The organism is Frankia casuarinae (genome assembly GCF_000013345.1).
Taxonomy (GTDB): domain Bacteria; phylum Actinomycetota; class Actinomycetes; order Frankiales; family Frankiaceae; genus Frankia; species Frankia casuarinae.
Window position 1 is genome coordinate 829082 of record NC_007777.1, and the last position, 12204, is coordinate 841285.

General features: G+C 71.1%; 7 protein-coding genes. 2 read left to right on the top strand and 5 right to left on the bottom strand.

Translation table 11 applies throughout. From position 1 onward, the window contains the following. Positions 1 to 2 precede the first annotated feature (2 nt). The 4 genes from FRANCCI3_RS03625 to FRANCCI3_RS03640 all read right to left on the bottom strand — a co-directional run bounded on the left by FRANCCI3_RS03625 (position 3) and on the right by FRANCCI3_RS03640 (position 5357). Positions 3 to 1607 (bottom strand): glycosyltransferase, encoded by a 1605-nt coding sequence (locus tag FRANCCI3_RS03625; RefSeq protein WP_011435174.1) that lies wholly within the window; start codon positions 1605 to 1607, stop codon positions 3 to 5. Continuing rightward, a complete protein-coding gene (locus FRANCCI3_RS03630; protein ID WP_011435175.1) occupies positions 1604 to 3022 on the bottom strand; it encodes a glycosyltransferase family 2 protein in 1419 nt (472 codons plus the stop codon). Before FRANCCI3_RS03630 ends, FRANCCI3_RS03625 begins: the two co-directional genes overlap by 4 nt. Then, the gene (locus FRANCCI3_RS03635) at positions 3019 to 4281 is read right to left on the bottom strand and encodes an ABC transporter ATP-binding protein (protein WP_011435176.1); all 1263 of its coding nucleotides are present in this window, start codon (positions 4279 to 4281) and stop codon (positions 3019 to 3021) included. The genes FRANCCI3_RS03630 and FRANCCI3_RS03635 overlap by 4 nt, the downstream gene beginning before the upstream one ends. A gap of 119 nt (positions 4282 to 4400) precedes the next feature. Beyond that, positions 4401 to 5357, bottom strand: coding sequence for an ABC transporter permease (locus FRANCCI3_RS03640; protein ID WP_011435177.1), 957 nt, complete (start codon positions 5355 to 5357; stop codon positions 4401 to 4403). Between the two features lie 514 nt (positions 5358 to 5871). On the opposite strand from FRANCCI3_RS03640, the gene FRANCCI3_RS03645 reads away from it, so the two are divergent. Both FRANCCI3_RS03645 and FRANCCI3_RS03650 read left to right on the top strand, forming a co-directional pair. Continuing rightward, a complete protein-coding gene (locus FRANCCI3_RS03645) occupies positions 5872 to 8460 on the top strand; it encodes an HAD family hydrolase (protein ID WP_011435178.1) in 2589 nt (862 codons plus the stop codon). Then, on the top strand, positions 8457 to 9887 hold the full coding sequence (locus tag FRANCCI3_RS03650; protein ID WP_011435179.1) for a class I SAM-dependent methyltransferase: 1431 nt from the start codon (positions 8457 to 8459) through the stop codon (positions 9885 to 9887). The genes FRANCCI3_RS03645 and FRANCCI3_RS03650 overlap by 4 nt, the downstream gene beginning before the upstream one ends. Here the strand turns inward: FRANCCI3_RS03650 and FRANCCI3_RS03655 are convergent. Continuing rightward, positions 9869 to 12202 carry a WD40 repeat domain-containing serine/threonine protein kinase gene (locus FRANCCI3_RS03655; protein WP_255353839.1) on the bottom strand — a complete coding sequence of 778 codons (2334 nt, stop codon included), beginning with the start codon at positions 12200 to 12202 and terminating at the stop codon, positions 9869 to 9871. The genes FRANCCI3_RS03650 and FRANCCI3_RS03655 overlap by 19 nt on opposite strands. Positions 12203 to 12204 lie beyond the last annotated feature (2 nt).

Sequence of the window (12204 nt, forward strand, 5' to 3'; positions counted from 1 at the left end):
GTTCACCGCTCGTACAACCCGTGCCGGATGGCGATCTCCCGCCATTGCCGCGCGAACGCCGCATCGGAGAAGGTCTGGGCGCGTTCGATCGCCGCGGCGGCGAGCCGACCGCGTAGACCGTCCTCGGCGGCGAGCCGGCGAGTGAAGGAGGCAACCTGCTCCGGGCCGGTCCATCGGTAGCCGTCGATTCCGTGCCGGACGATCTCTCGCTGGCCGGCCCGGTCGATGACGACGGGAACGCAGCCCCCGGCCATCGCCTCGACGGTGGTCATCCCGAAGTGCTCCGCCGTCCAGGGACGCCGGTCATCGTCCTCGCCGTACCCGGTGGCCGACCAGAACACCGAGCTGGTCGAGAGCAGCCGTTCGACCTCGGCGCGCGGGGCATTGGGATGGATCTCCACCGGCAGCCCCGCGCCGGCCGCCCGGACCTGTTCCAGGTAGGGCAGTTGAGAGTCCTCACAGCCGCCGACGACGTGCATCGTCCAGTCGGGCAGGTTGCCCGCACGGTACAGGTCGCCGAACCACTGCACCATCTCCAGCTGTCGCTTGGCGTGGCCGAGGCCGGGGGCGAAGAACCGGCCGACGGTGACGACGGCCTTCTCCCGCCGCGGCGCCGGATGCAACCGTTCCACCTGGATGGGGGGGAACAGCAGGTCGGCGTCGCGCTTCCACAACCGGCGGATCCAGCCGCGGGTGAACCGCGAGTTGGCCATGACCACGTCGTAGCCGTCGAGGTAGCCGAGGTCGGCCGGGTCCCGCAGCAGCCAGGGGAAACGCAGCGGGAGCCGGGCGATCGGCCCCTCGCCACCATCGGTGACCCGGGGGCGGCTCACCGCCACGCCGAGTTCGCGCACGTCCGCCGCGCCTGGCGAGAACGCGTCACTGACCAGGGTGAGCTCGGTACCGTTCGCCGACGGCGGCAGCGATACCTCGAACGGGGTGAAGTCGGTGCCGATCCGCAGCTTGGCCAGCACGCCGCCGTCGGCGTCGAGGAGGCGCAACGCCGTACCGACGGGCGCGCCGGGCCGGCCGATATCGGCGCGCAGGGTGCGCCGCTTGCCCGGGCTGACGGCGAGGATGCCCGCCCCGTTCGTCCAGGTCCACTGCCGGCGGCGGCCGCCCTCCGGCGGGTACCAGCCCTGGCCGAAGCTCACCGCTGGGCGAACCCCGCGCAGCAGCGGCCCGGCCGTGCGGACCGCGGCCTTGCGCCAGGCCGCCATGTCGTGGTCGAACGGCGTCGGGAAGAAGCACAGGTACGCCGAGTGGCGGGCCTTCGGCATGATCCGGCTCATGTACGAACCGTTTACGAACAGGTCGTAGCGTCTGGAGAGGACGGCGATGGCCTCCTCGCCCCGGTCCGGCAACCGCACGTACCGGCAGTCGGCGAGATCCAGCCCGAGATGCTCGCCGAGCGCCGCGAGGTCGACCTCGGAGTGCCCGAGGAGATCGACCACGGCGCCCTCGGCGGCCAGTACCTGGGCGATCATGCCGTTGTGGCGTTCCCCGCCGCCCATGGAGTGCCAGAACCGGTTGTAGACCGCCGCCCGCACCCCGTCGGCCGGTTGGTCGTTCTCGGCCGGTTGGCCGGCTCTCGCGGGATCGTTCATCGGGACACCAGCCAGCTCTGCAGGCTCGCCCGCCGTTGCGCGGCGCTGCGCCCGATCTCGCGCCGGGCCCGCAGCATGTCGGGCAGCAGCCGCAGGTAGGAGCCATACACCCGCAGCCGCAGCAGGGTCGGTCGGATCGCGGGCTGGCTGCGCGCGCGCCAGGCCTGGCGCAGCGTGCGCACCGCGATCGAGACGGTGGTCAGCGGGTAGCGGATCACGGCGGCCAGCGCCATCGGCGCGGTCGCGTCCTTGGTGAGCATCAGCAGCCGGTTGCGGTCGGTGTGGAAGACGAACAGCGGTGACCATTCGACGCTCGACGCCGAGTGGATGTGACGCAGCACCGCCCCCGGGACGTAGCGGATGCCGTACCCGCGGGCCCGGATCCGCCAGGACAGGTCGGTGTCCTCGTAGTAGAGGAAGAACGCGTCGTCGAACCAGCCGAGCTCGTGGCCGAGCGACGAACGGATCGCCATCCCGTTCCCGCAGGCGGTGAACACGTCCTCCGGCTGGTCGAACTGGCCGACGTCGACCTGCTGGTAACCACGGTCGGCACCGTAACCGTCGGTCAGGACGATGCCGCCGACGTTGTTGATGACGTCCACCCGCGGCGCCTCACCGCCGACGGTCAGCGACACCGTCGTCGACTCGGGGCCCACCGCGAGGTCCGCTCGCCCTCCGGCCGACGTGCCGGTCGGGCCGTCCCAGCTCAGGGTGACCTGTTTGCGCGATTCCGCCGCCCAGGTGAACCCGAGGGTGACCGGGCCGCCGTCGGGGATCGGCACGCACAGTTCGCCGTCCCCTCGGGTCCAGAAGTACGGCGAGCCGCTCGGTCCCTCGGCACCATAGGTGAGGTTCTCCCAGAGCACCTCGCGCAACGCCTCGCGCCCGTCCACCGTCACTGAGGACACCCGCACCCCCAGCTCGCGGGAGTCGTGCGGACCCGGGACGAAGGTAGGCGTGTGCAGCCTGATCCGCAGGAACCGGGGGAGGAAGACGACCTTGCCGGTGGTGGCGCCGAGATGCCGGCCGCCGGGCTCGTCGAACGGCGCCAGCAGCGCCGCGAGCCAGGTGGGCTCGGGGATCGCGTCGTTGTTCACCAGGACCGCGAACGGCGTCGTGACCTGGCGCAGCGCCAGGTTGTTGCCGCCGGCGAAACCGAGGTTGCATTCCGCGGGCACCACGCGTACCCAGGGGTAGCGCTCGGCGAGCAGCTCCCGCGAGCCGTCGGACGAGGCGTTGTCGACCACCCAGGTCTGGTAGGCGAAATCCGCCTCCTGCTTGGCGATGCCGTCCAGGCAGGCCGGGAGGAGATGCGCGCCGTTCCAGTTGACGATCACGATGGTCGCCAGCGGCTCGACGGTCTTCGACTCGACGGCCGATCCCGCCTCCGGCCGGGTCGGGCGTTCCTCGCTCATCCGCGCAACCTCGCATCGTAGTCGACCTTGAGCAGTCCGTCCGCCTGCGCACCACCGACGCCGAACAGCTCCTCGAACCGGCGGGTGGTGACCGGGACGCCGGTGGCGGCGTCCGAGACGTGCACCTTCACCGCGAAGGCGCCGAGCAGCTCGGGCAGGCGTGGTACCGAGAAGTCGACGATGTGGCGGCCTGGCCCGATGGCGAGCCCGCCGAGTGGCGTCTCCATCATCCAGATCGGCACCTCGTTCTGGCCGACGATGTAGGTGTGCAGGTACACGTGCTCGGGGGCACCCTCGGTGACGTCGAACTCGACGCTGACGGTGAGGGACTCGCCGGGGCCGTACTGCACGGTGGGCGGCCCGCCCGGCTCGTGGCTGAAGGTGACCGACTCCGGCCTGACCGTGGCGTACTGGTAGGAGACCGGTTCCCCCGCGGGCAGGCTGCCCAGCTTCTGCCGCAGCAGTTTGGTACCCACGGCCGGCGGGCCGTCGAAGAACAGCGACCCGGACTCCAAGACCAGGATGCGATCGCACATGTTCTCGATGAGGTCGAGGGAGTGCGTCACGAACAGGATCGTGCGGCCCTGGGCCCGGAATTCGGCGATCTTGGCCAGGCACTTGCGCTGGAACGCCTCGTCCCCGACGGCCAGGACCTCGTCGACGAGCAGCACGTCCGGGTCGACGTGCACGGCGACGGCGAAGCCGAGGCGGACGTACTGGCCCGACGAGTAGTGCTTGACGTCATCGTCGATCTTGTGGCGCAGCTCGGAGAAGTCGACGATGGAGTCGAAGAGCTGATCGATCTCCCGTTTGGACAGTCCGAGCAGGGACGCGTTGAGGTAGACGTTGTCCCGGCCGGAGAGCTCGCCGTTGAACCCGGCACCGAGTTCGAGCAGCGAGGCGATCCGACCGTGTACCGAGACCCGTCCGTCTGTCGGGCGCAGGATCCCGGCGAGCACCTTGAGCAGCGTCGACTTGCCCGAGCCGTTCGCACCGGCGAGACCGACCGTCTGGCCTCGTCCGATCGTCACGTCGATGTCGCGCAGTGCCCAGAAGTCGTCCCCGGCGGGGCCGCCCCGACGGACGAACCGTTCCTTCAGACTGGTCGCCCGGTTGTGGTACGAGACGAATTTCTTGCTCACTCCGGCGGCCTCGATCACCACGGGCGCCTCGCGCGCCGGGTCGGGTGACGCGGCGGCCTCCCTGCCCTCGGGCGGGGCGGCGGGGCTCGGCGGGTACGCGGACGAGTATCGGGCCACTACTGCTACTCCTTGCTGGCCGCCTGCGGACGTCCCATCATGATCGCACCGCGGTCGGCGTGCTGGCTCCCGGGGCCTTCGGCGGGCGACGAGGACAGGGCCGGTCCGCCACGGGCCGACTACAGATCCTCGGCGAAGTCCGCCTGCAGGGCGCGGAACACGTGCAGCCCCAGCCACAGCAGGGCGAGGGAGATCACCCCGGCGACGGCGAGATGTTCCAGGTAGAACGTGTAACCGGGGTTCGCCAGGATGGGGGCGGAGCCCGTCGAGTTACCCGGGGGTGGATCGTAGATCGCCCGCTGGAACGTGATGACCACGACGGCCATCGGGTTGAGCAGATACACCCAGGTCAGGTCGGCCAACCTGTTCTGGATGAGGCCGAAGGCGTACACCATGGGATTCAGCCAGAACCAGGCGAGCAGCGCCACGTCGAGCAGATGGGCGGTGTCGCGGTAACGCACGTTGAGCGCGCTGACCAGCAGGGACAGTGCCACGGTGAAGGTGAGGGCGACGGCTCCGGCCGGGACGAGCAGCAGCAGCTCGGGGCCGAGCAGGCTGTAGCCGAGCGCGAGGATCACCACGAACAGGACCAGCAGTTGCAGCAGGAAGTGCACCGCGGCGAAGCCGACCGCCGACAGGGGGAGCACGGCGAGGGGAAAGCGGACCTTCTTGACGAGGTTCGCGTTCGCCACGACGCTGCCGCAGGACGCGGACACGCTGCCCGAGAAGGCGTTCCAGACGAGCAGCCCGGACATCAGGTAAATACCGAAGCGGGGGATTCCTGATTTCAGCACGATCTGGAACACGAAGGTATACACGACGAGAAGGAGCATCGGGTTCGCCAGTGACCAGGCGAATCCCAGCGTCGACCCCTTGTACTTGACCTTGAGATCCTTGCGGATGAGATTGCGCAGCAGTTCCCAGCGCACCCTCGTCTGGGCCCGGCTGCGACGGGCCAGCCGGCTCACGTCCAGCGCGTGATGGTGCTCCGGCCCGGGCGGCCCTGGCGGACCGGTCTGCGGCTCCGGGGCGGACGGAGCCACCGGCGGCAGCGCGGCGTCAGCCAGATGTGACACGGCCCGCCCTCCCCGTCTCCCGAACGCGCGGGTACCGCTCGCCGCCATGGCGCGACTGGAGCTGCACCTGTCCGCTCCTCCTCGACACTTCGGCTCGACACTTCGGCTCGACACTTCGGCTCGACACTTCGGGGACCTGAACACTACCGAGACCGAGGCGCCCCTGGTTCGTCCCACGTCCAAGCGGGTTCCGCGACTCGACCGGCCGTCTTTTCCGGCTACCGAGAGTATCGCCCTGCTTGCGGAAGAATAGTCAATGGTGTCCAGGGTCGAACTGGCCCGCTTCTCGTCAGAATCGGACGGTACCGTGCCATCGCCGGGCGGGCGACGCCACCCACTCCGGTGGCCGACGGCCAGAGCACGGTTCATAGTATTGATCCGTCCATCTGGCTTCGGCCGGCCGAGGCCGCGGGGGAGAATCCCGACGCACGCCGGCCGTCGTGGCTGACCCGGCGGAGGCGGTCGTAACCGGCCGCATGGAGCGGTCGTAACCGGCCGCACGGAGAGGACGGTCGTGTTCACCGACGTCCGGCTACGCGAAGTGTGGTCGCACCTGGAGTCGGGCGGGGCACAGGCCCTGACTCTGGATGTCTTCGACACCCTCCTGTGGCGCATGGTGCCAGAGCCCGCCCATGCCTTCGTGCTGTTGGGCCGGCGGCTCGCGGACGCGGGCCACCTGCCCGCCAGCGTCTCCCCGGGCGAGTTTGCCCGGCTGCGGGTCCACGCCGAGCAGCTGGCCCGCCTGCACGCCGAGGCCACCCGCGGTACCCATGAGGTGCGGCTGGACGAGATCTGGCAGCTGCTGCTGCCTGCGCTACCCGGTGCCCCCGGCGTCCAGGACCTCCTGGACGCAGAGGTCGCGGTCGAACGCGAGCTCTGCCGCGCCGACCTCGCCGTGGTGGAGCTCGCCGAGCTCGCCATGACGAAGCTCGGCCTGCCGGTCTACCTGCTGTCCGACACGTACTTCTCGGCCGGCCAGCTCGAACGGCTGCTGAACCGGCCGGAGCTGGCCGGCGTGCCCTTCACCCACATCTTCACCTCCTCCGACGCAGGGACGTCGAAGAGTGACGGGCTGTTCCAGCACATGCTCGCAGCGTCGAACCTGCGGCCGTCCCGGGTCGTGCACCTTGGCGACCACCCCGTCGCCGACGTCGAGGGCGCCCGCGAGCACGGGCTTGTCGCCATCCATTACCCGAAGTACTCCGGGGCGCTGGAGCAGACCCTTGAGCTCGAGGGTCTGCGTAAGGCGCCGAGCGACGACCTCCCGATCGACCCGGTAGACGGCGACTACGGGATGACCGCGTTGCGAGCCCGGTCACTGCACCGTGCCGACGCCCTCGCGGTCCCCGCGGGGCTGCGCCGGTACTGGGAGGCCGGCGCGACGGTCTTCGGGCCGGTCTTCACCGGTTTCGCGGAGTGGGCTGTGGAACGGGCCCGTGACTTCGGCGCCGACCACATCCACTGCCTGATGCGGGAGGGCGACTTCCTTTCCCGCCTGCTCGTCGGTCCCGGCGAGGATGTCGGGGTCACCATTTCGACGCTGTGGGCGTCGCGGCAGGTGTGCGCGCTGGCCAACGTCTTCGAGGGCAACCCCGAGGAGCTCAGGAGCTTCCTGGTCCGTCGGCACGCGCCGAGTGTGGGGCAGTTGCTGCGCCAGCTCGGGGTCCGGCTGGAGAACGTCGCCGGCATCTCGGCGCTGGCCGACCGCCGCCTCGACGTGCCCGGCCTGCTCGACGACACCCTCGAGGCGCTCTGTTCCGATGAGCGGATCCGCAGCGAGATCGTGCTGACCGCGTCCCGCCTGCGTGAGCGTTACGTGCGCTACCTCGACAGCCAGCTACCCGAGAGCGGCCGGGTCGTCTTCCTCGACCTGGGCTGGGGCGGGACGATCCAGGCGCTGCTCACCCGGCTGCTCGCCTCCACCGGCCGCGGGCTGGACATCCTCGGCCTGTACCTGGCTACGAACCAGGCGGCGATGACGCACCGGTTGGCCGGTCTGGAGCTGGAGGGATATGTTGCGACAAGCGGTCAGCCCGAGACCCTGGCGAACCAGCTCATGCGTAGCCCCGAGGTACTCGAGCAGCTTTGCATGCCCGACGTCGGGTCACTGGTCTCCTTCGACGAGATGGGTAATCCGGTGCTCAGCATCGACCGGACCTCGCGGACGCAGGTCGCCCAGCGAGCCGCCGTCCAGGACGGCGTCCTGGCCTTCCAGCGGGAATGGCTGCGTTACCGGCGCTCGGAGACCCCGATGCCGTCGCTGGCCTGCGCCGGGGCGCGCCAGGCGGGGCTGCGGACGCTGACCCGCTTCGTCGCCCGGCCGACCGCGGTGGAGGCCGCGGCCTTCGGTGCCTGGGCGCACGACGACAACTTCGGCTCCGACGCCACCGAGGGCCTGCTGCCGCCGGAGCTGGTCCGCCGGATGCCGTATCTCACCCCGGCCGACATCGACCGGATCTCCATGCGCGAGCTTTACTGGCCCGCCGGGGTGGCCGGGGTCGCGAACCGGCCGCTGGCCGTGATCAGCGGGCTGGCCGCCGCCGCGGGCATCCCGCCGGAGGAGGTCTCGCCCGAGGCCGCGGCGGGGCCCGTGGAGGTCTACATCGACACGGGCGGGGACTTCGTCAACGGTCCGAAGGAGACGGCGGTCACCCGGTCGGCCCGCGACGGCCTGTCGATCGTCCGGCTCAGCCTGGAGGCGGTCGGGGTACGCCGGATCCGCATCGACCCGGCGGGTCGGCGCGGTCTGCTCCGCCTGGACTGGCTGACGCTGTCCTTTCATATCAACAACACCCCAGAGCCGGACAAGATAACCATCACCTCGCTGGACGATCCCGCCCAGCAGCTCGCCCTCCTCGGCTGCCGGCTGCTCCAGCCGAACCTGGTAGAGATCACCGGGGACGACCCACAGTTCGTCTACACGATCGACCTCGCCACACAGCCGCAGCTCGCCGGGGTCTACGCCCTCGACGTCGAGCTGGCGTTCGGCTGGATGGGCATCCGGGGTGATCCGCTGGCCCTGCCCGCGGCGGAGCCCGCCCGCGACGGTCTGCCGCTGCGGGCGGCCCGCAAGATCCGGCGCGAGCTCGGGGGATCGCGGTGACGGACCACCCGGACTCAGAGCGCAGCGAGGTTCGGGACAGTTTCGCCGAGCTCGCCGCCGTCGCCGCCGGGATGGACGCCGGAACGGACCTCGAGGCCCGACCAGGCACCGGACCGGGCACCGGACCAGGCACGGCGCCCACCTGGCAGGGCGATCACGCCGTCGAGGTCGGGGACGCCGCCGAACCCACGCTGGCGCCCCTGCTCCTGCACTCCCTGTCCGATCTGCGCGAGATCTGGGTGCCGCTGCTGGAGACGTCCGGGGCGCGCAGCATCGCGGAGATCGGTTCCGAGAGCGGGGTCACCACCTCGCTCCTCGTCGACCTGCTGCGCCGTGGCGGTGGCGGGCGGTTAGTGGTCATCGATCCCGAGCCCGGGGTGTCGCCGGCCTCCGGCGGGGGCCTCGATGTGCACGTGATCCGGGGGCACAGCCCGCAGGCGCTCGACGGCCACGCGCCGACCGACGCCTACCTCATCGACGGGGACCACAACTACGCCACCGTGCACGGCGAGCTCACCGAGATCGACCGAGCGGTCACCTTGTTCGGCCGGTCCTACTTTCCCCTGGTGATCCTGCACGACGTCGGCTGGCCGGCAGGCCGGCGCGACCAGTATTACAACCCCGACCGCATTCCCGAGGGCGCCCGGCAGCCGCACTCGTGGGACGTCGGTGTCGAGATCGACAACAGGGAGACGGTTCCCGGGGGATTTCGGGGCATGGGAGCCTTCGCCTGGGCGCTGACCGAGGGCGGTCCGCGTAACGGGGTGCGCACGGCCGTCGAGGACTTCGTCGCAGACCACCCTGACCTGCGTTTCTTCACCGTGGCACCGATCTTCGGGTTGGGCGTGGTGATCGACCGGCGGGCTCCCTGGGCGCGTCGCGTCGCCGACCTGCTCATTCCGTGGGTGTCCAACCGGCTACTTTCCCGCCTGGAGCGCAACCGCATCGACCTCTACCTGCACGTCCTGCGGTTGCAGGACACCGCGGCGGCGGTCGCCCGGGCGCGGCAGCGGGAGTGGGCGCGCCTGGACGACGAGCGCAGCCGGCTCGCGGCCATCGAGCTCGAGCACCTGCACCGTATCGCCCAGCTTGAGCAGGAGGTCGCCGAGCTCCGCCGGCGCGAGCAGGAACGCGAGGAGCGGTGGGCCCAGAGCCACTGGGCGGCCGCGGACGTCGACGAGCCCAAGCTGATGCAGGTCGCGCGGATCGCGAACTCGGTGCTGCGGTCCCGGCTGAGCACCACCGGACAGGACCGCCTGGCGAGGGTACAGACGCGGATCGCCGATGCCGGCGCGGGTCGCGGCGCCCTGCCCGCGCTGCGCCGTCGCTCGGCCACCCCGGTGCCACCCCCGCCGGCAGCGGCGCCGCCGGGCATGCGGCGACCGCCCTCGGAGCGGACCTCGGATGGTCAGCAGACCGGTTGGTAGGGCACGTCTGAGATGTGGCGCTGCCATTCGGCATCGGTGATCTGCTTCGACGGGTCGGCGCACGCGGCGGCGATCAGGTCGGCGTCACCGATCCGGCTGATGCGCACGGTGTAGTCGTCGCTTGCCGTGGCGATGCTGTGGCTGTCCGGTGTCCACGCCAGGGCCTGCACCCAGTCCCCGTGCCCGGTGATGGTGCCGATCGCCGGCGGCCGGCCCGGTTCGGTGACATCCCACAGGTGCACCGTGGTGTCCCAGCCCGCGGTGGCCAGGGTCCTGCCGTCCGGGCTGAACGCCACGTCGAACACCCATTTCTCGTCGGCCGGGAAGGAAGCGGTGGCCGCCGGCCGAGACGGATTGGTGATGTCCCAGATTCGGGCCGTACCGTCATAGGCGCCCGTGGCGAGGCGCCGGCCGTCCGGGCTGAAGGCGACCGCCCACACGTAGTCGGTGTGCGCGGTGATGGCCGCGAGCGGTCGCGGCCGGCGCGGATCGGTGACGTCCCACAGCCGGGCCGTCCGGTCGGCGCTGGCGGTCGCCAACAGGTGACCATTCGGGCTGAACGCGACCTCGTTCACCCAACTGGTGTGGCGGTCGAGCACGGACAGTTGACTGGGGCGGCGCGGATCGGTGACGTCCCACAGCCGGGCCGTGTTGTCATAGCCCGAGGTGGCGAGGACCTTCCCGTCCGGGCTGAACGCGGCGTCGAGTACCCAGCCGTTGTGTCCGAGGATGACGGAGAGTTCGACGGGGTGGCGCGGATCGCCGAGGTCCCACAGGATCACCGACCGGTCGTAGCTGACCGTGGCGAGCAGCCGTCCGTCCGGGCTGAACGCCGCGTCGAGCGTCCACGAGGTGTGCCTGGCCAGGGTGGCGAGCTTCACCGGATGGGAACGCGCGGAGATGTCCCACAGCTGGACGAGGTTGTCGGCACCGGTCGAGGCCAGCAGGCGCCCGTCCCGGCTGATGTCCACACCGAGCGCCGACTGCGTGTGCCCGTCGAGCACCGTCGCCGTCGCGGCGGCGAAGGAGGTGCGCAGGGCGGCGCGGGCCTCCCGCACCGGGCTGATGCGGTAGGCCGCCAGGGACAGCCGGGCGGCCAGGTTCGCATCGGAGTTGCGGACGGCCTCGGCGGCCAGAGCGACGCGAGCGGCCGTCTCCTCCCGGCTCGGCCGCCGGTCACTGCCGGTGGTGAGCGCGAATGGTATGAGGGCCGCGATGAGCAGGACCGCGAGGAGCGGGGCGGCCAGCAGCGCGACGCGGCGCCAGTTCCACCGGCCGCGGTCCCGTGCCGACAGGTCGACGGGCGGCCCGGCGCCGACCGACCCGCTTGAGGCAGACCCGCCCGGGGCAGACATCTGTCCGGGCGCGCAGCGGTCCGGGTCGGTCCGCTGCGGGGGCGCGGGCATCGACACCCCGGCACGGATGACGCGGGTCACCTCCGGGTCGGGATGCGTGGTCGGACCCATTCCGACCAGACGCAGGAACAGCTCCTGGGCACTCGGCCGGGTGGCCGGGTCCTTGCGCATGGCCTCTTCGACGATCGGCCGCAGGGCTGGAGCGAGACCGTCGAGCAGTGGTTCGCGGTGTACGACGCGGTAGAGCTGCACCGGCGTCGGCCCGTCCCCGAAGGGGAAGGAACCGGTGCCCGCATAGGTCACCAGGCCACCCCACGCGAAGACGTCCGCCGCCGCCGTCACCGGCTCGCCGTTGGCCTGCTCCGGGGCCATGAACGCCGGTGTACCGATCCGCTGGATCTCCTGGCTGAGCATCGTCGGGGCGTCCAGCGCCCGGGCGATGCCGAAGTCGATGACGCGGGGACCCAAGGCTGAGAGCAGCACGTTGGACGGTTTGAGATCACGGTGTACGAGGCCGGCGCCGTGGATGGCGGTCAGCGCCGCGGCCACGCTGACCGCGACGCGCTCCAGGTCGGCCGACCGCAGCGGGCCGTCCGCGGCCACCGTCTGGGCGAGGGTGAGGCCGTCGATGTACTCGGTGACGAGGTAGGGCCGCCCGTCCGGCGGATCGACGACGCCGAGTACCTCGGCGGTGCAGAAGCGGGCGACCCGGCGCGCGATGTCGGCCTCCCGGCGGAACCGGGCCCGGAACTCGGGCACCCGGGCCAGGTCGGGCCGAATGACCTTGACCGCGACGAGCCGGCCGGCGTGCTCGGCGACGTCCGGCCTGCCCCGCCCGAGGAAGACGGTCCCCATCCCGCCCTCACCGAGGCGTCCCAGCAGCGTGAACTGGCCCAGTTCGGTCGGGTCACCGCTGTCGAGGGGCTCGATGGACGGCCCCGTCAGACCGCTGCCGCCCACCG

Coding starts and splice junctions, on each gene's coding strand:
- FRANCCI3_RS03625 (WP_011435174.1), bottom strand. CDS start 1,607: ATGAACGATCCCGCGAGAGCCGGCCAACCGGCCGAGAACGACCAACCG.
- FRANCCI3_RS03630 (WP_011435175.1), bottom strand. CDS start 3,022: ATGAGCGAGGAACGCCCGACCCGGCCGGAGGCGGGATCGGCCGTCGAG.